The sequence below is a fragment of the Candidatus Methylacidiphilales bacterium genome, assembly GCA_030054035.1.
Lineage (GTDB): Bacteria > Pseudomonadota > Gammaproteobacteria > JASGCS01 > JASGCS01 > JASGCS01.
This window is the reverse complement of the sequence record JASGCS010000013.1, coordinates 1-20,213: the sequence shown is the minus strand read 5'-3', so window position 1 is coordinate 20,213 and position 20,213 is coordinate 1. Positions and strand designations below refer to the sequence as shown.

The following is a 20,213-nucleotide window of genomic DNA, read 5'->3' as shown; positions in this document are numbered from 1 at the left end:
CAATTACTCATGAAACGGGATTACCAATTAAACCCTCAGCAATTATTGGTAGCATTAGAATTACAAAATCTGCAACCACATATTCTTGCTTGGACGAAAAAATCTAATACTATATTCACAAGAGTATTCTCTAGAATGTTTGCTCCACCCTCCTATCCGAATGGGTATTATCTTTATGGCGATGTCGGCAGAGGCAAAACTTCAGTAATTGATGATTACCTAAAAAATCAAACTATCCCTTATCTTAGGGAGCATTATTATGCGTTTATGCAAGGAGTGCATCAACGCCTAAGCGCACTGTCTGGAATTGAAAATCCAATCGCAGCTATGGTCAAACAACTCGCGGTTAAATACCAATTGATTTTTTTAGATGAGTTTTTGGTGTTAGATATTGCTGACGCTATGGTGCTCCGGCAGTTGCTCAGTGAGTTGGCCAGTCGTCGGGTCTTTGTAATAACCACCAGTAATATTGCCCCAGAATCTTTATATCGAGATGGGTTTCAACGAAAAAGTTTTTTACCAGCGATAGAGTTTATAAAAACAAAATATCAAGTAAGTGAATTAACTGGCGAAATTGATTATCGTAGTACTAATGTAGAAACCACAAAGTACTGGAGTTCATCTATGCTTGAACCATCAGTAGATGGGTGGTTTTATCTCGTGACCGGCGAGAGTGCTAGGGAAGAAATAATACATGTGCAGCAACGCTCCTTCAAGATCAGAGGAAAATCAAAAAATTACCTTATGGTGGATTTAGAAGTACTCTGTGGAGATCGTCGTTCTAGTGTGGATTATTTACTCCTCGCACAAAAGTATCAAGTTCTTATTTTACGCAATGTCCCACAGCAATGCTCAGATGACCTGGTGAGAAGATTAATCGTATTGGTTGATGTTTGGAGTGACTGTAATAAAATTGTATTATTAGTTGGCGCGATTGAGTTGCTACTCCAGTCCTCATCACTCAGTGAAGAAGGTAAGCGCATGTTGAGTAGATTAACTCAAATGCAGACCATGTATCACGCTACCACTCATCGCGCAATGGATAGCTTTTTCTAACTTCTTTTATTGAAACAGTAGCATGATTAGATTGATGACAGAGCGCAAGCATTGTGGCGTGGAGTGATGTGAAAGAAAGATATTGTTTGGTAAACATGATATTGTCAGAAGAATAAAATATATTAGAAGGTAGGTTTGATGTAGCTGTTTTGGTTTCTGTCAGTTGATCGGTTAGTGGTTCGGTTTTGTAGTGATTAAATAATTGTCGTAGCACTAATGTATTCAGCTGTGCCTTGGCGTTTAGGCTATATCCTGCAATGTGCGGTGTTGCGAATAGAGATTTAGTTATTATCTGAGTTGCGACATTCGGTTCGTTTTTATAGACATCGGTAATGTAATAATGATCTCTTGATGCGAGTAAAAAATTAATCGCTTGATCGGATAGTAATTCACTTCTTGCGGTATTAATGATTATCGTATTAGACTTACATTGTTCTAGAAAATCTTGGGTAATACTATTTCTACTCGGCCATGGCTCACTATCATGTAAACATGCCATTAATACTATTACATCAGATTTTATAACATCGGTTACAGTTGCCTGCAAATCTTTGTAGGGGTCGTAGAGAATTAATTCCAGTGCAAAGGGTGAAAGTAATTGGACTAAGGCACTTCCCGTATAACCTACTCCAATAATTCCAATAGTTTTTGGTTGAAGAGAAGTTATTTCTGCTGCTTGCAGCAACGCACTTAGCGCATATTGCCCAACCGCTCTGGCATTGGCTCCATGCGCATAATACAAAGTGATTCCGAGCTCTTGACAATCCTGTAAATCAATATGATCTATTCCACTCGTAACACTTGCTACTACCTTAATAGTACTGTGTTCTAATAAGGCTCGGTTAACCTGCAAGACACTTCTCACTACTAAGACTTCAGGTCCGAGTAGTGAATCTGGTGATAGAGTATCAGAGTCGTAGAGTTCACATTCGCCGAGCTGGGTAAGGGTGGCGACAATACCTGGAATTTCTTTGTCAACAAGAATTCGCATGGGTATATCTTGTCTTAATTTGTATAATGTACATTAATGAGAGTGTCTATATTTATTATTGCGATTGGTTCTATTATATTGTCAAATCATGTGAGTGGAGTGCAATTACCAATACCAATAGGTTCGTATATGGGGTATAGACATTCGTTAGAGTTTATTGATATTAGCAATGTCCATGATGTGAAAGTGAATAGTCAAGCAGTCTCTACTAAAAAAATTGGCTCCCAATTTAAAATTAATGCGATTGGATTTGTGGTGGGTAATAATGCCATATATAAGGATTATTACTTAAATGCAGAAGGGGTGCTTGAGTTACCCTTAGGAAAACAATCTAATCATGCTTTCGGCACATGGAGTAACCATCCAGATAGTAAGATTTTTATTGATTATAAATTTAATTACCGGATACTTTTTAATTATAAGATAGGGTTCGTTTTTCCAGAAGCAACAATCTATGGAGCGCTTGGTTACGATATTTCAAACTTTCGCGTACAAAGCCATTTTCAATCACCTGATACTGCCAGCTGGAAAATAAATCGCACCTCGGATGTACTCCAGTCCCCGGTATTGGGTGGCGGAGTATTGATACCTATCGATACCAATTCATTTTGTACATTAGAAATACTTTCGATTAGGTATCGCACCAGAGCACTTCCAATCATTCAAATAAGTGGAAATACAAGCGTCATTAGTGTGATCACCCAAACTGCAACTAGATTTTCCTTATTTTTTAATTTTATTTTTTAAGCATTTTACATATATTTTTCTAAAGCTTTGACTTTTAGAATACACCCATGTCTATTGTAGTGTTAGCGAGTCGGGGCCTAAGAGGTATAGATGCTTTAGAAGTAATGATTGAGGTTAGCATAACCAGGGGTTTGCCGAGGATGCTCATTGTTGGTTTGGCGGAAACTTCAGTTCGTGAATCAGAACACCGTGTGCGCTCTGCAATTATTTCAAGTGGTTTTGATTTTCCTTTAGGTAGAATTGTGATCAATCTAGCACCTGCTGATATGCCGAAGCATACGAGCAGATACGATCTACCCATTGCATTAGCAATACTTATTGCCACGAGGCAAATCCAAAGCGTAGTTCCCCATCTTTCCTTTGAATGTGTGGGTGAGCTAAGCTTAAGTGGTTTACTTCGTGAAGTGATTGGGTTATTGCCAATTGCCCAAGCCTGTGCAAAAAAACAAAGAATATTTATTTGTCCTAAAGATGGAGCAAGTGAGGCATCGCGGATTAAATCACTCACGGTTAAACAGGCGACCAGCCTACAAGAAGTGGCAAAATATCTAAATGGCGACCTTGAACTTAATTCACCATCCATACTACCTACGCACATAGTCGCGCAAAGCGAAACTAATTATTTTCTTGTCAAAGGACAAAAAGTAGCTAAGCGAGCATTGCTAGTAGCAGCCAGTGGCGGGCATAACATGTTAATGGTAGGTTCTCCCGGTACAGGAAAGACTATGCTCGCACAGTCAATTGTGGGCTTGCTACCTCCATTGAGCGAGGCTGAGGCAATGGAAAGTGCAAGTATTTATTCGGTCGCACAGGGACATGGAACAACGATTAATTGGGGAGCCAGGCCATTTCGTGCTCCCCATCATAGTAGTTCAGTCTCAGCGTTGCTTGGTGGTGGGGTGATTCCTAAGCCTGGGGAAATTTCACTCTCTCATCATGGAGTTTTATTTCTTGATGAGTTAACTGAAATGAAACGCACCACATTAGAAAGTCTTCGCCAACCTATGGAAAGTGGAAAAGTATGTATTTCTCGGACTAAATATACTAGTGAGTTTCCGGCTCGTTGTATGGTGGTAGCCGCGATGAATCCATGTCACTGCGGCTATTACGGCGATGAAAAGCGATCTTGTGGAGGGTGTAATAAAGAATCAATCATATCATTTAGGAGGAAAATCTCAGGTCCAATTATAGATAGATTTGATATTCAAATAGAGTTGCCAAGAGAAAAGATTGATCTTTTTGATGAGCAAACGCAACGAGAGTCAGATGTCCGTCAAGCCATACAAAAGGCACGCGAAATACAAATTAACCGACAAGGTAAACTTAATGCATATTTGAGCAATAAAGAGCTGGTTGCCATGAGCGCGCTAGCACCGACCCAACAAAAATGCTACTCTCATATTATAGACTCGCTCCATCTTTCAGCTCGTGCTAGTGTACGACTGCTTCGCGTAGCCCTCACCGTGAACGATTTTGGTCAAAAAAAATCTATAGAGGAGGCGTCTTTATTTGAAGCGGCTTCTTATCGATCCCTCGATAGGCATGTATCTTAAGTACATTATTTTTTTATTTATTTTTTCTATTGGTATTGGTGCCGAACAAATCATACCAGCACCTCAATCTAATTATGAAATAAAAGAGCTTATTACAAAACTTTCCCGAACAATGCAAAAACGATTTGTCCTTGATAACGATATTCAAGGTTCCGTGACCATCCTTGGTGCATTGCCTGATAGTCCAAAAGAACTTTTTTCAACGATTGAATCAGCATTGGTAGATCGAAATATTGGAATTATTAATAACGGTAAATACTATGTCGTCACATCGCTTCAGAAAACCAGGGAACAGTTAACTTCAAACTCTCAAAGTAGTAATGTAGAAGTGATACCCTTATCATTTTTATCAGTGCAAGAAGCATTAGCAGCTTTAAAACCTCTCCTATCAACGCAAACTTTTATGGGAGGAGTTGCAAACAGAAATCAATTGATTATCGCCTCTTCGAGCCATCATGTGACACGAATTCGCTCGTTATTAGCTAAATTAGATGTTCCTGGGCAAGAGACCAAGATAATACAGATTAAACACAGAAGTGCAAGTGCTATTGTTGAAACTTTGAAACAATCGTCACACATTAAAAATCAAAATATTGCTATTGATGAGGTGTCTGGACAGAATGCCATAGTAGTAACTGCCCCACCAGCCACGCTACAATTACTTATCAAAGTAGTTCAATCTATTGATACCTTGCCGAAGCAAGTATTAATAGAAGCGATCATTGCCGAAATCCAAGAAGATCGTGCCAGGCAGATTGGTGGTCAATGGACCAGGCTACTCAAACAAGGTTCTGTGGCTATTAACAATAACTCCTTCACTGCGAATGGAAATAAAACCACACCGGTACTGTCTGTGCAATATGGATCACTTGGTGAAGATTTATTGGCGATACTTAACTTCTTAGAATCTGACCATACCAGTCATATTCTTTCCACGCCAAGTGTCATTACCGAAGATAATCAAGAAGCGCAGTTGATCGTTGGTCAAAATGTACCAATTATTACCGGTCAATATTCTCAAACCACTAACGCAAATACGCTTAACCCGTTTCAAACTATTGCCAGACAAGATATCGGTATATCACTAAAAGTAAAACCGCAGATACTAGAAGATTTTTCTGTTCGGTTAATCTTAGAACAAGAAGTATCTCATCTTGCCAATTCAACCGTAGCAAGTGATATTATTACTAATAAACGATTATTTAAAACTAGAATCGTAGCGAAAAGCGGAGAACTTATTATTTTAGGTGGTCTTCATGAACATGATACTAATAGCAGTGAAAATAAAATACCCGTTCTTGGCGATATTCCAATCATCGGGTCTCTATTTAAGGGTATCACTCAAGATGAGAGTAAAAGAACTTTGATGGTTTTTGTTAAACCGACCATTATTGAACACCCCGATTCAGTACCATCAGCGTTAGAAATATTAGAACAGGAAAATCCCAATCGTACCGATGAACCATAAGATAATCACAAAAATAATCTCTGCACAGAAACATGTTTATATGGTATCACCGATACCGATCTCTGCAATTCCAGACCTCGCAAGAGCAACACCACCATCTGCAGAACTGCATGTACTATCACCTAGCGATTACGAGCAACAGGTATCTGTTAACCAAGTTACCCATGATGCCAATGGGGTGGTTAACTTACAATTACCTACCACATTCCATATTCAAAAAGTATTTAATCAAATGGTAGTAGATGCGATAGCAAAAAATACTTCTGATATTCATATCACACCATTTCGTAGTACTGGTAAGGTAGTGTTACGCGTTGATGGTCAATTAGTCACTTTGCGCGAACTGCCAAAAACGCTAACCGTACAATTGGTGGTTAAAATAAAAATGCTGGCTAACTTAGATTTAGCCGAAACCAGATTACCACAAGATGGTAGATTGCAAGTTTCAATTTCAGATAAAAATATTGATATTAGAGTCTCTTGCATTCCGACCACGCTTGGAGAACGAGTGGTGCTTAGAATACTTCAGCGCTCTAATTTACCCAGCATTGATCAGTTGGGATTGGAATCTCAAGATTTGCAATCGTTACTCTCAATCGTTAATAAACCAGCTGGGCTAGTATTGATGATTGGACCGACCGGAAGTGGAAAAACTACTTCATTGTATGGTTGTCTTAAACATTTAATTAACTCGCAAAGATCGATTTTTACCATTGAGGACCCTATTGAGTACCATCTCGAAGGGATTTCTCAGACCCAAGTCCACCAAAAAATTGGATTAACCTTTGCCACTGGTTTGCGCGCGATATTGAGACAAGACCCAGATATTATTTTAATTGGTGAAATTAGAGATTCTGATACTGCAAAAATTGCAGTATCAGCTAGCCTAACTGGGCATCTGGTTTTAAGTACTATCCATGCGCAATCAGTGCGCGAGGCAATTCATAGATTGATAGATTTAGGTGTGCCAACTTCACTGATTTCAGGCGCGCTGCTTGCCTTAGTTGAACAACGTCTGTTTAGAACGCTTTGTCAAAATCATGAACCTGATAACTGCAAGGTCTGCAGTGCGACTGGATTTTATGGTAGAAAAGCAATGTTTTTTATTGCTAAAGTTACGGCCGCCGACCAAAAACTATTATGGCAGTACCAAAACCCTAACTCGACAGCCATGTTTAGTTGGGAAAACTCTCAAGAATCTCTAGTCAAAAAGTCAGGACGGTATATTACCCAAGGCGTAACCACCATAGCAGAGATTGAGCGCGTCATTTCATTAGAAGCATGAAACAATCTACCATCGCATCGTTTTATATTGACTTTGCTCATTCTTTGCAAGCCGGTTACAGCATCCAAGACTGTTTAGAGAACCATAGATCGGATCAACGACCTGCAGTGCAAATGTTGTATGCCCAAATCCAACAAGGCTTGTCTGAAGGCCATAGTATTATTGAAGCATTACAGACTATCCAAAGCATTAAACCAGTAGAAAAAATATTGATTGGTAGCAGTGAAGGAAGTGGACACCTCGCACAAGTTCTCTTAGCGCTAGGGTACATGAAACTGCAATTGGTCAAATTAAAACAAACCGCCATACTAAGCGCACTCTATCCAGCCTTAGTAGTCTGTATCTCTGTGGTTGCTATGGTTGTTCTAAAGTACTCGCTCAGCCCAGTGTTGCAAGCCACTGCACTACAAAACACGATTAATCTTGACACAGTAATAATAGTTGCGTTGATTAGTGTGCTTATCCTGACGGCATCACTGTATCTAGTCGTGATAAGAAATGATAGGTATAAAGATTATGTATATAAAACTATTTTAAAAATTCCGCTGATAAAAAATCTCTATCGTGCAGTGCTGGCGACACAGTATCTAACATTTTTATCTTGTATTTTAGAGCAACATGTAGCATTGTCTAGAGCATTGGGTATCGTAAGAACCATTATTCCAATCCAAGACATGAGGCATACCCTTGGACAATTTGAATTACATTTACAAGATGGAGCAACTCTGGCGCAAGCCTTTGCCCGAGTACATACCCAAGCGCAATTGTTACTCCATGTGCAAATCATTTCAATCGCTAATGCTTTTGAACGAGGTGATTATCATAAAACTATAGAACGATCCGCTACGATGCAAAGAGAATCTTTACTTATGACCATTGCGCTTACTAACGAACTCATTACCCCAATATTAATGTTACTCAGCGCAGGCTTGGTTTTGGGCATGGCGTATAGTTTGCTCGTGCCGTTATTGTCCACCCAATTGATACTATGAACGAATCAAGAGGATTTACCATGCTTGAATTAGTTGTCGTGATGGTGGTGGTTTCATTATTAGCAGGCGCTATTGTTCCTAATTTACTCAAGCGACCAGCGCAAGCGAGACAAGTTGCCATCGATCAAGATTTTCAATCGTTACAATTAGTCATCTCGTTATTTGCATTAGATAACGGGTTTCTTCCTCCGCAATCAACCGGCTTGCGCTCTCTAAACGCATACCTTCAACGAATACCGAAAGATCCTTGGGGTAGAGAATATCTCTATGAAATGGTTAGCGCAGATGACTATCGCATTTGCACCCTAGGTGCGGATGGAGTGGTGGGTGGCGAAGGTGAAAGCATAGATCGCTGTTTGGAGTAAGCCATGATGTTAGAATCAATTATCGCAGTTATCATCACAGCAATTTTTTTTAAGCAGTTTTCATTGCATACTAATACGATTCTCGAACTACAAAAACAGTATGAACATCGTACCGTAGCTGAATTACTCCTGCATGATGAAATTGCTCGGTATCATGCAGAAGGAAATTTGATTCATCGCACAATCCAACTCGTAGGCAAAGATTTTTCTATCATCTATATAGTTGAAAAAAATAAAGTCATCTTACGAATAGCTACTGACTCATTTCATGTCCAGCAAGAACTACCGTAATCTAGGATTTACCTTATTGGAAGTGCTGATTGCCATAACCATATCTGCCGTATTGTTAATTGCTGTGACCCGATCTGCGCTAGTGCTCAGTCAATTTAATCGGCAACTCTTGTATCGTAATGAACAATTACAGTCATTATTAAATTTTGCCATTGCGATAAAAAAAGATGGAGTTTGTCTGTCTAGCCAAGGTTCATACGCCTATCTCACCGAGCATGAGCTACTTATTTCCTGCCATAATACAAAACCAGTGCGCTATCAATGGAACAACAAAACGCTATTAAAAAATAATACTGTAATACTACATTCACCAGAGCCCTTAGCTATTACATTAATCCCTCCTCGCTACAGAGCAAATAAAGTCTACCTATTTAGCCTTACTAATCAAACCATATCGTTTAGATTTATTTTAAAAAATGTAACCCTTGCGCTATGAGGCAAAAAGGGTTTATAACTATCGTGCTCTTTGTTCTGATTAGTTATGAATGTATTCTTATTGCGCAGTGTTATAACACGCTGAATCTTACTAGTAATGTACTTACCATTGCAAAAACCCGCAGGCAGTAATGATTGGAATAATCACCATTCATAAAAATTGCTTTAGCGACAACGCGAGAAATTACACTCCTATGATTGTAGTGCTTGCCATTGAACATCCAAGTATTCATTGGAAAAAAATCTTCGGTTATATGCATATAACTAAAGGCAGCCATCTCGTCAATCGGATTATTAAATCTCTACGAAAAAGAAATAAATTTGTCATTGTAACTCTCCCACTCTCACTTCGGTTACCAAAAACAAATCAAACCGTGATCTATCCTTCTTATTCACCATTATGGCATCATTATCGTAAGGGTAACCATGGAGGGAGTTTAACTAGTCAAATATTGCCACACCTATCTAATCATGTCAAGACAACCACTCAGGTCAGGTCCGAGTATACCTATCTCATAACTAGGGTAGTATTGATCCTGTTGATACTGGTCTTTGTAATTGCTACATACCTGTTCAATAAAAATGACAATAAGTATCAACCAGTTTCAATTCATAAAAATTATCAAGTTAATCAATTTCAAATTATATCCGTACTCTTTAATACCCTTAACACTATTCCTCACTATCAACTCCATACGATTACTATTATCCAAGCTCTATCTCAAGTCTCTATTGATGTAACTATCAGTAATCCAGAAGATAAAGTTTTATTTATTTCCACATTGGCTCATCAATGTGGCTGTGAAATAGATCATTCGCACAATAATTACTTACTGACATTGCCTAAAACCACCCAAAGGCATCATGGCGCATCTAATCATATTGCTACTGTGATTACTACAGATTCAAATCAAGTAACTAGCATTATTAATCAGCACACTTGTTTTGTGCCATATCTAACCATCGCTTTTTTACCAGCCCATGATTGGATAACCGTAGAGTCATTGCATGAAACCTGTAATTAGGTTTATAATTATGTCATGCCAATCTCTAGATCTAAGCTAATCAATAAAGGATTTACCATCCTAGAATTGCTCATCGTCGTAGTCATACTATCAATTTTGGCCGCGTATGTCGGTCCAAAATACTTTAAAGGGCTGGAAAAATCTAAAGTTGGAACCGCAAAATCGCAAATGCAAAGTATTGCCAAGGCTTTAGATCTATACCGATTAGATGTTGGTCAGTACCCTACCACTTCACAGGGGCTGATTGGATTAGTGCAAAACCCTCAAGAGGAAAAATGGAAGGGGCCTTATTTGGAAAAAGACCTACCCATGGACCCTTGGGGTAACCAGTATCGCTATGCGCAACCAAGCCTTAAAAATACCAGTAATGAGTTTGATCTTTATAGTTATGGAGGAGATGGCAAAGAAGGTGGAGATAAAGATAATGCTGATATCTGGTACTAGCCATGAGTTTTCATTATTAACTTTTCATCGTGAAATAATCCCATTATTGAAGTCAGGCATGTCAATCTCGCATGCCTTAGCGGTACTAGCTGGGCAAGAAAAAAATTCATCCTCTCATTGTTATCGGCCAATCATAGATAAGATCTATGAGGGGTATAGTTTTCCTGCAGCCTTAGCCAAGACCTATGATTTACCAGTCCTCTATCGTGCGATGATAAAATCCGTAGATGGTTCGGGAAGTTTAATCCCTATGCTAGAGCGCTACTTACAGTATCAAGAACAATCTGATGAAATTAAACAACAAATAATATCTGCGTTACTCTATCCGGTATTTTTAATGGGTTTCGGTTTTATTATCATTATCTTTTTACTTTTTGTTATTATTCCAAGATTTTCAGCAGTGTATACCATTGGAGGAGGGGAACCGCCTTTTCTAACTCACCTCGTGCTCAGCTGGGGTAATTTTGTCAATAGCCATCCCATGTGGTTTATGCTGGGATTATTCGGTATTGCTGTATTGGCTTATCGGCTTTACCAAACTGGCGTATTTAAAAAATTAGCGTTGCGAGTGTTGTTTGGCGTTCCACTGTTTAGAAAACGCTATGAGTTATTTTGGAAAACCAGATGGCTACGAGGGGTAGGTTTATTGACTACCTCAGGTATCACAATACATAAAGCACTTGTGCTCTCCTCTTCAATAGTTGAAGAAAGCCAAGAAAAGGTCTTAACAGAAATAATTCAATCAGTTCATAATGGTGATGGATTTTATCAATCACTAGATAGATATCACTGGCTTGATAGTGTTTCATTGTCAATGATTAGGGTGGGGGAAAATAGTGGTGACCTAGGTGGCATGCTCGAAAAAGTCGCAGAACAAAAAGAAAAAGAACTAACCATTGAAATTCGAAGATTTCTTAAAATTATCGAGCCAAGTATCATGGTCGTTACTGGTACAATAATAGGCGTATTAGTACTACTTCTCTACTTACCAATTTTTGATATTGCCAGTTCAATATGAAATCGCTAATCTCAACCACATCAAGGATATTGCATGAAGTTTCTAGTCCGAGTGAAGCGTTGGATTACCAGCAACTCAGTGTTAACTATCAAGTCATATCATTTGGAGAATGCGCTAGAAATCATATTATTCCTATTTTAGTTGGAACGGATCAAGCAACAGTTATCCTTTCACAAAAAACTAATCAAAACAGTATTTCTCTTGTCGCAATTCGCTTGGCTTTGAAGGGAATCATCGTAACTAAACTTCACTGTATTTCAAGCGAGCAATTTGAACAGATCCTCAAGCATGAAGAAAAAAGAATGAGTGCTTTAGGGTTGCTCAAAGATGAACCTACTAGCCTCGCGCTTGAGAGCGAAGAAATGGTTAGTGTAATTTCAGCATCATCAATATCTTTAGAAGAGAGCGATTCTGTGCAGTTTGTTAATGCATTACTGTATGAAGCATACAAAACTAAAGCAAGCGACATTCATTTAGAACGATCGCGCTCTTCATTAGGAATTAGATTTAGACTGGATGGAGTGATGGTGCAGATGAGAAGCGTATCAGATATTGCGCTTGCAGAAAAAATCCTCTCAAGGGTAAAAGTTATGGCTGATTTAGATATTGCTGAAAGACGGGTTCCTCAGGATGGTAGATTTAGAGTTTCTATTGATAGCCGCGCCATAGATTTTAGAGTTTCTTGTATGCCAAATCTTTTTGGAGAGGATGCTGTACTTCGTTTGTTGGACCGTCAACAAATCACGACGCACAATAACCAATTGCATTTATCTGATTTAGGCTTTATGGAAGAGCAACAAAAGCAAATATTTGAACTTGCGAAAAAACCCTACGGAATGCTATTAGTAACTGGCCCAACTGGCTCAGGTAAAACCACTACGCTCTATGCATTATTAAATGCCATTGCCAAGCCAACCATTAAAACGATTACGATTGAAGATCCCATAGAGTACCAATTAACTGGAGTGCTTCAGATTCCGGTTAATGAAAAAAAAGGCCTCACCTTTGCTAAGGGATTGCGTTCAATCTTGAGACATGATCCTGACACTATAATGGTTGGTGAAATTAGAGACGCTGAGACTGCTCAAATTGCTGTGCAATCAGCCTTAACTGGTCACTTAGTGTTGAGTAGCATCCATGCTAATAATGTCTTTGATGTGCTCGGCAGACTAAATCATATGGGTATTGAAAGTTTTACTCTCGCTTCGTCTATCAATGGTGTCATCTCACAGAGATTGCTCAGAAAATTATGTAAGACTTGTAAGGATATTAAGCGAGGCTGTGAAGATTGTCAATTCACCGGTTACAAAGGTAGAATCGCAGTTGCAGAAATTTGTATTTTTACTGATGCAATAAAAACCCTAGTCCATAATCGAGCGGATAAATCAGCTATAGAAAAAGTAGCTAAAAAACATGGGTATCGGTCAATGCTACAAATTACCAAACAAGTAGTTAAACGAGGTATTACCACGATTGAAGAAGTGGAAAGGGTGGTGGGTGCATGAATTCTCACCAATCAATTATTATTTATTGTAGTACCACAACGGCTTGGGTGATACCTTCAATCGGTACCGCACAAGAATACCAGTCTTGGAGCGTTCTTCCTACACCGGAAGTAATCATTGCGGTATGCGAAAAAATTATCCAAGACAATCCTAACGAGACGACCTATAGATTGATTTGCGCCCCTCCACTCATCGCGCAATATGGGTATCATTTTGAAAAATCAGTTGAATTAAAAACTATTATTAATGATTTTAAGCAAAGTGGTTTTTTATGCGAACGAGAACGAGATATTGTTACTTTAAAAGATCCCCAGCAAAGCTATTTAGCCACCTATGGAATACCGAGTGAGCTGCAAAATGCCATACAAAATAAATTAATCGGAGTGCAAAGTTTGTTGCCACTGGCTCAAGTGTTGCTCAATGTTGTTCAGAAAACCCAACCAACCAATCATCCATTCGGCTTGTTGGTGCGCACCCAGTATGCCGATTGGTATTACCTTTGTGTCCATGAAGTTGCCATTCCATTTCACCCTCCAATATTACCCGCTCAAAGATCTTCACTTGATTGGCCAACCATTCTCGGGCAAACCGAATGTGCACAAGATGTACCAATTATTACCTTTGAAGAAAATAGTAGCGAAACATTACAATCCCTCCATTCACTCATTCAGAATCCATTAACATCTTTGGCAGTGTATGGAGACGCGTTGCAAAAATATGCAAAGAGATCTACTCGTGAGATTGTGCTTGCGGCAATAAGTTTAGTGCTTTCAGTCAGTGTGCTTACCTTTAGTGCAACCGCACTTCAAAATGAAACAGTACCTACCACCATGACCATCCCAGTTGAAAAAATTAATGAGTATAACACTATTGCTCGTGCACTCAATATTTCTTTTGTTGATATGTTAGACGCTGTAGACCCACCCAAGCAATTAGAATTATCTCTGGTAAGTCTGCAAGTGCTCAATGTCCGATCTGATACTTTGCGTCCAACCATACGACTCGCTTTCTTTTGTAAAAATATAAACACCATGTCGAGATACCTGACCTATTTATATGAACAAAAAGATTTGACTAATAGTAAATTAATTAGCAACCAAAAAGTCTCTAAGGACTCTTTACGAGGATTAGAATTCATTGTTGAAACTACATGGCATGGAAACAATTAATTTTATTCAGTATTATCTAGAGAGATTCTGGCGCAACTATGGAATCGGTGGTATGCTTTTTGCTCTCTCTGGCATTATCTTAACTATATCTGTTGCGATCTGGATTCTCAAGGGGGGTGGGTACTTGTACCAAACCTACCAATCATCTCAAGTAGCTCCCCCAAAAACTATTGAAGATATTAATACTGAGCGAATCTCTTACTTTGAGTCGCTCTTGCCTCGCTATGATCAAACCCCTATTCAATTAGAACGAGTTGAACAATTATCAAAAAAGAACCAATTAATTATTCTCTCAAGTGAGTACTATGCCTCAGATCGAAAAGGTAGCTACTATTCATCACTCATTATATCTATGACCTTACGGGGAAGTTCCAAGCAACTACATAATTTTATTAACCAATTTTTAATTAAAACTCCATACGCCTCAATTCGAACTGTGCAGTTTAGAAAAAAAAGCGTCAGGGGTGACTCCATTGAGGCGATCATCGAATATGAACTCTTTTACAAAGCTTAATATTCCCATAACTAAAAAAAGAGTCTATATGTATAGCCTACTATGTATCATAGCAACTGGACTGCTTTATTTTGCACCAGATGAAGAGCAAGTAGGACTTTCGCAAAAAAGCCATAGCGTTGAAGCGATTGAGTTAACTAGTAGAGTTAAGCAATCTACTGTGACAGGTCTGTTTAGTAGAAAGTTAAACCAAGAATATGTCTACCGAGCACCATCGCCACCACCACCCGTTGTCGTAGAAGTAAAAAACCCATTTGATTCTCTTACTGTAAAATATCAGGGTAAATATCGTGAAGGATTAGTATTAATTGCCTATATATTATTTAACGGAACCTCTCAAGAGGTTTCAATAGGAACAGGGATAGGTAGTAACTTTGTTGTAGAAAACATTACAGACGCATTTATCACTATTAAAAGCAATGAAACTGGCGAATCAAGAAATTATAATTATGAACCGTATTAGTAATTCCATCATGCTATTTTGTATTACTGCATTAGTTAGTTCGTGTAGTGGGTATTATGCCTATCAGCGTGCTCAGGAGCAGTATCGTGATGGTAATTTTCAAGAAGCATATGCTTCTGTTGAAGAAGCTAAAAAACATGACCCTGAAAATGTCCAGTATCGGGTTAGCTCAACGATTATTAAAAATTCCACCTCATTAGATTTTCAAAATAAAATTAAAGAAAGATTAAACCTTAAAGACTATGTTGAAGCAGATCGGCTCATTGCTCAGGGCTTACAATTCAATCCTAATGATGACGCGTTACTACTGCTTAAAAAACAAACCATCAATGAAAGATCCGCACAGCAGTACTTAGCCCAAGCGACTAATTTATTTCAGTCTAAAGGTATTGAAGCCTCTTCAGAAATTCTTGCCTTAGTCAAAAAAATTCTAGATTTGCAACCATCGTTAGATCAAGCCATATTACTTCGTAATCAAGTTCAGGATGCCAAGCAGAGGGCGTCAGATCCCGATTCTATACTCGCGCAACTCCTCAATACCCCAGTAACGATGACTGTGGATAATTTACCTATCAGAAATATACTTTCTAAAATAGCTACTCAATTATCACTGAACATTTACTATGATAAAGATTTAAGGGAAAGTCCCCTCACTCCATTTTCTGTCAAAGACTTGCCTGCGAAAAGTGCCTTGACTTTACTCCTTACTGCCAATGGGCTTTCATACCAGCCCCTTAATGCTAATTCAATTATTATTTATCAAAACAATCCTACCAAACATAAACAATACCAAAGATCAATGATTCGCGCCTTTTATTTGAATTATGCCGAAGCCAATCTCGTCGCTGGCTATCTCAGATCCTTACTGCGCGTTAATGATGTAGTGGTTGATGTGAGATTAAATATGGTCGTGCTAAGAGACTCCATCCAAGTTATTCGGATTGCTGACAAACTAATTGAACTTCTAGACATTGCTGATCCTGAAGTGTTGTTAGAGGTTGAGATATTAGAAGTAAAAAAACAAAGCATTTTAAACCTCGGTATCCAATGGCCAACTCAAATTGGATTGACTCCAATGCTGAGAGGTGGAGCGCCACTAACCTTAAATAATATAGATGGGATTGGGGCTAAAGATTTGCGTGTGGGTTTATCAACATCAGCAATTAATTTTCTAAAACAAGATTCAGACACTAACATACTTTCTAATCCAAAAATTAGAGTAATTAATAACGAAAAAGCTAAAATTCTCATTGGTGATAAAGTTCCAGTAATCACTACTACAGTCAATCCAACTGGAGGAAGTGTTTCTGAGAGTGTTAGTTATCTCGATGTCGGTCTTAAGTTAGAAGTAAAACCTACCATTCAACAAAATGCTGATGTGGAAATTGTTATTTCTCTAGAAGTGTCAAGTATTGTCAAACAAATTACTAGTGCAAATGGTACGAGTTCTTATCAGATCGGTACCAGAGATGCCAGCACTACTTTACGGCTTAAAAATAATGAAACAGAAATATTAGCTGGGCTGATCAGTGATCAAGAAATATCCAATGCTAATAAAATACCAGGTTTCGGGGACATACCAATTCTCGGCAGACTCTTTGGCTCAAATAATAATGACAAAACTAGAACAGAAATTGTCCTTTCTATTACCCCTAGAATACTCCGTGCTATTGATAGAAAAACTTTACTCGATACTCAATTCCCCACTGGAACTGATAACGATTTAAGTGCCTTTGAATCATATTTAGATTCACTTATTCTCAGTAAATGAAACAGGGAGGTTTTACCTTCATTGAGCTAATGGTCACCCTTGCAATCCTTGCGCTCCTTGCAACAATTGCTTATCCCACCCTAGCGCTTAAACTTAAACGACAAAAAGAACAAGAATTAAAAAATGCTATACATCGTATTCAACAAGCCATAGACCTCTACCGCACCACATGCAAAGCAAATCTCATAGACGCAGATCCACAGCTACAATGCAACCCCCCAACCCTTACCTCGCTCACAGAAGGAATAGCTCACAAAAGTGAATTAAATGTCAAATACTATTTCATCAGTGCAATACCTACCGACCCCTTTACCAAAACAGACACTAAAGATACTAACTATGGATGGAATATCAAAGCATTTGTCAAACAAGCAGACTCATCTAAAGGCGTGATAGGTGTATCAAGCAAATCAGAAGCCATAGGTACTAATGGCATTCCCTATTCACAGTGGTGATTCAAATTATAATTCTATCAAAATCATATTTAATTATTATATTTTGATTAATTAAATATAAAACATAATAATCATTAATAAAACATTGTATTTCTAATTATGACATATAAATATGATTATAAGTGAAAAATATAATTATAATATAGTATATAATTATTAATATGAAACTTATGCCACTCATCTTTTCATTCGTAGTACTATCTCCAATTACCTATGCCGAGCAAGACTGGCTAACCAATCCTCCCAACGATCCCACCAATACTATCATCTATGGCGTAGGGCAAGCAAAGATAACTTCAGATATTGCAAAAGCTCGTGATAACGCCACCAAGAATGCCATCGCATCTCTGGTATCACAACTAAAACAAAAGATAACTTGCAAACAACAAATCAAAGACAAAGTTGAAGAACAAAACAATGTTGCAACTGCAGAAAGTAAATACACACAACAATGTTTATTTACTTCAGATATACCCAGCATCCCTAATATCAAGACACTAGAAACGAGCAAGGATACCTACAACTATTATGTTCTCGTAAGCTTAGATATCCCTGAGCTACAAGAACAACTGCTCAATCAGATTACTCAAACACTGAGTCCCTACCAGCCTCTACTATCAATAATCCAAGCCGAACAGGTGCAGCAACTCGCACGATTACCTCTAGCCAGGTTAGTAGCCATAAACAAAACACTATCACATGAATCTATCACCAATGCACTAGCACTCCTTCAATTACTCCCAAACTCAACCTATCCACCCATTGCGCAATACCTACAAATCATAAATCAAGCAATCATGAAACAAAGAGCAAATATTTCATTTACCATTCAACAAACAGATGGATTGCTCACTAAAGCTGATATTATTCAAGCTATAGCTCAAGCAGGATTTTCAACCAATCAATCACCAACCGCTATACCTATCACATCTTCATCCCAATTCAATTGCACTTCTCAAGCACTACAACAAAAAACAATCTATAAATGCCAACTCCAATACCACCTCACCATTGGACAAACATCAGAACAAAAAACCTATGCCAATACCATCACACTACCTTTAAGTTTTACTAAGCAAACAACACTACTGTTCAGCAAGCAACTCATTTCAATTTACCAAGAAAACTTTAATGACTACATAGATAACTACTAATGCGAGAATTTAATTAACAAACATGAATAACTACATCACTCTTATCTGTATCCGCAGCGTAGTTAGAATTGCCGCTATCCTACTCTGTCTCATCCCTACAATCATATTTGCAGAATTTGATGATGACACTAACTCACAATCATATGCCAATGCAGAGCTATGGACTGATGCCAATGCACTTTGGATTACTTATTCCCCCATCAATCAACTTCCTGAATATTCAGGCTTCGGCGGCTCACCCTCCCTCCAAGGCAACCTCGCCTTAATCGGTGCTTCTAGGCAAAATCAAAACGGCAAATCCTTTGTAGGCAATGCCTTCATCTACAATATTAAAACCGGTGAATGGCTTGACCTCAGCAAAACCCCTAACTCCCCCATCAATCAACTTCCTAAAGGTTCAGGCTTCGGCCGCTCACCCTCCCTCCAAGGCAACCTCGCCTTAATTGGCGCTTCTGGGAATGCCTTCATCTACAATATTAAAACCGGTGAATGGCTTGACCTCAGCAAAACCCCTAACTCCCCCATCAATCAACTTCCTAAAGGTTCAGGCTTCGGCCGCTCACCCTCCCTCCAAGGCAACCTCGCCTTAATCGCTGCTCCTTGGCAAAATCAAAACGGCAACTCCGCTGTAGGCAACGCCTTCATCTACAATATTAAAACAGGTGAATGGCTTGACCTCAGCAAAACCCCTAACTCCCCCATCAATCAACTTCCTAAAGATTCAGGCTTCGGCGGCGGAACCTCCCTCCAAGGCAACCTCGCCTTAATCGCTGCTTCTGGGCAAGATCAAAACGGCAAATCCAATGTAGGCAACGCCTTCATCTACAATATTAAAACCGGTGAATGGCTTGACCTCAGCAAAACCCCAAACTCCCCCATCAATCAACTTTCTGCAACTTCACACTTCGGCGGCGGAACCTCCCTCCAAGGCAACCTCGCCTTAATCGGTGCTTCTAGGCAAAATCAAAACGGCAAATACTATGTAGGCAACGCCTTCATCTACAATATTAAAACAGGTGAATGGCTTGACCTCAGCAAAACCCCAAACTCCCCCATCAATCAACTTCCTGAAGTTTCATACTTCGGCAACTCCACCTCCCTCCAAGGCAACCTCGCCTTAATCGGTGCTAATTCGCAAAATCAAAACGGCAAATACTATGTAGGCAACGCCTTCATCTACAATATTAAAACAGGTGAATGGCTTGACCTCAGCAAAACCCCTAACTCCCCCATCAATCAACTTCCTAAAGGTTCAGGCTTCGGCGTCGGAACCTCCCTCCAAGGCAACCTCGCCTTAATTGGCGCTTCTGGGCAAGATCAAAACGGCAAACACGATGTAGGCAATGCCTTCATCTACAATATTAAAACAGGTGAATGGCTTGACTTAAGCATTGGTAATGTTTCACCAAGAAATTCAATTAATCTACTTGAAGAAGAATCACCAACTGACACCACCCCCTTCTTTAACCCCGTTGTTAGTCAAGTCTTTGGTGAGCTTCCTTCCTGGTACCT

General features: G+C 38.9%; 21 protein-coding genes. 20 read left to right on the top strand and 1 reads right to left on the bottom strand.

The window, feature by feature from the left end:
* The first annotated feature begins 9 nt into the window (after positions 1-9).
* Positions 10-1,056: a cell division protein ZapE gene (gene zapE, locus QM538_07310; protein MDI9348293.1), complete on the top strand. Its 1,047-nt coding sequence runs from the start codon at positions 10-12 to the stop codon at positions 1,054-1,056.
* Here the strand turns inward: zapE and QM538_07305 are convergent.
* Positions 1,022-2,047: an NAD(P)-dependent oxidoreductase gene (locus QM538_07305; GenBank protein ID MDI9348292.1), complete on the bottom strand. Its 1,026-nt coding sequence runs from the start codon at positions 2,045-2,047 to the stop codon at positions 1,022-1,024. The genes zapE and QM538_07305 overlap by 35 nt on opposite strands.
* Positions 2,048-2,083: 36 nt before the next feature.
* On the opposite strand from QM538_07305, the gene QM538_07300 reads away from it, so the two are divergent.
* The 19 genes from QM538_07300 to QM538_07210 form a co-directional block, all read left to right on the top strand.
* Positions 2,084-2,794 (top strand): hypothetical protein, encoded by a 711-nt coding sequence (locus QM538_07300; protein ID MDI9348291.1) that lies wholly within the window; start codon positions 2,084-2,086, stop codon positions 2,792-2,794.
* Positions 2,795-2,841: 47 nt separating this feature from the next.
* Positions 2,842-4,347, top strand: coding sequence for a YifB family Mg chelatase-like AAA ATPase (locus QM538_07295; GenBank protein MDI9348290.1), 1,506 nt, complete (start codon positions 2,842-2,844; stop codon positions 4,345-4,347).
* The gene (locus QM538_07290; protein MDI9348289.1) at positions 4,304-5,815 is read left to right on the top strand and encodes a secretin N-terminal domain-containing protein; all 1,512 of its coding nucleotides are present in this window, start codon (positions 4,304-4,306) and stop codon (positions 5,813-5,815) included. Before QM538_07295 ends, QM538_07290 begins: the two co-directional genes overlap by 44 nt.
* Positions 5,805-7,100, top strand: a complete 1,296-nt coding sequence (locus tag QM538_07285) for a GspE/PulE family protein (protein MDI9348288.1) — start codon at positions 5,805-5,807, stop codon at positions 7,098-7,100. The genes QM538_07290 and QM538_07285 overlap by 11 nt, the downstream gene beginning before the upstream one ends.
* Positions 7,097-8,092 (top strand): type II secretion system F family protein, encoded by a 996-nt coding sequence (locus QM538_07280; protein ID MDI9348287.1) that lies wholly within the window; start codon positions 7,097-7,099, stop codon positions 8,090-8,092. Before QM538_07285 ends, QM538_07280 begins: the two co-directional genes overlap by 4 nt.
* Complete coding sequence (locus tag QM538_07275) at positions 8,089-8,457, top strand: type II secretion system protein GspG (GenBank protein MDI9348286.1); 369 nt, start codon at positions 8,089-8,091, stop codon at positions 8,455-8,457. The genes QM538_07280 and QM538_07275 overlap by 4 nt, the downstream gene beginning before the upstream one ends.
* A 3-nt stretch (positions 8,458-8,460) precedes the next feature.
* Positions 8,461-8,748: a hypothetical protein gene (locus QM538_07270; protein MDI9348285.1), complete on the top strand. Its 288-nt coding sequence runs from the start codon at positions 8,461-8,463 to the stop codon at positions 8,746-8,748.
* Entirely contained in the window at positions 8,726-9,184 is a 459-nt protein-coding gene (locus QM538_07265) for a prepilin-type N-terminal cleavage/methylation domain-containing protein (protein ID MDI9348284.1), read from the top strand. Before QM538_07270 ends, QM538_07265 begins: the two co-directional genes overlap by 23 nt.
* A gap of 130 nt (positions 9,185-9,314) precedes the next feature.
* Positions 9,315-10,208, top strand: coding sequence for a hypothetical protein (locus tag QM538_07260; protein ID MDI9348283.1), 894 nt, complete (start codon positions 9,315-9,317; stop codon positions 10,206-10,208).
* 15 nt (positions 10,209-10,223) lie between these two features.
* The gene (gspG, locus tag QM538_07255) at positions 10,224-10,652 is read left to right on the top strand and encodes a type II secretion system major pseudopilin GspG (GenBank protein MDI9348282.1); all 429 of its coding nucleotides are present in this window, start codon (positions 10,224-10,226) and stop codon (positions 10,650-10,652) included.
* On the top strand, positions 10,606-11,670 hold the full coding sequence (locus tag QM538_07250; protein ID MDI9348281.1) for a type II secretion system F family protein: 1,065 nt from the start codon (positions 10,606-10,608) through the stop codon (positions 11,668-11,670). The genes gspG and QM538_07250 overlap by 47 nt, the downstream gene beginning before the upstream one ends.
* Positions 11,667-13,175, top strand: a complete 1,509-nt coding sequence (locus QM538_07245; GenBank protein MDI9348280.1) for a GspE/PulE family protein — start codon at positions 11,667-11,669, stop codon at positions 13,173-13,175. Before QM538_07250 ends, QM538_07245 begins: the two co-directional genes overlap by 4 nt.
* On the top strand, positions 13,172-14,344 hold the full coding sequence (locus tag QM538_07240; GenBank protein MDI9348279.1) for a hypothetical protein: 1,173 nt from the start codon (positions 13,172-13,174) through the stop codon (positions 14,342-14,344). Before QM538_07245 ends, QM538_07240 begins: the two co-directional genes overlap by 4 nt.
* Positions 14,331-14,858, top strand: a complete 528-nt coding sequence (locus QM538_07235; GenBank protein MDI9348278.1) for a hypothetical protein — start codon at positions 14,331-14,333, stop codon at positions 14,856-14,858. The genes QM538_07240 and QM538_07235 overlap by 14 nt, the downstream gene beginning before the upstream one ends.
* Positions 14,836-15,321 (top strand): hypothetical protein, encoded by a 486-nt coding sequence (locus QM538_07230; GenBank protein MDI9348277.1) that lies wholly within the window; start codon positions 14,836-14,838, stop codon positions 15,319-15,321. The genes QM538_07235 and QM538_07230 overlap by 23 nt, the downstream gene beginning before the upstream one ends.
* Positions 15,308-17,092: a hypothetical protein gene (locus tag QM538_07225; protein MDI9348276.1), complete on the top strand. Its 1,785-nt coding sequence runs from the start codon at positions 15,308-15,310 to the stop codon at positions 17,090-17,092. Before QM538_07230 ends, QM538_07225 begins: the two co-directional genes overlap by 14 nt.
* On the top strand, positions 17,089-17,547 hold the full coding sequence (locus QM538_07220) for a type II secretion system protein (GenBank protein MDI9348275.1): 459 nt from the start codon (positions 17,089-17,091) through the stop codon (positions 17,545-17,547). The genes QM538_07225 and QM538_07220 overlap by 4 nt, the downstream gene beginning before the upstream one ends.
* A gap of 161 nt (positions 17,548-17,708) precedes the next feature.
* Entirely contained in the window at positions 17,709-18,701 is a 993-nt protein-coding gene (locus QM538_07215; protein ID MDI9348274.1) for an LPP20 family lipoprotein, read from the top strand.
* Positions 18,702-18,723: 22 nt separating this feature from the next.
* Positions 18,724-20,213 (top strand): hypothetical protein (locus QM538_07210; GenBank protein ID MDI9348273.1); only part of this gene is annotated, 1,490 nt, incomplete at its 3' end.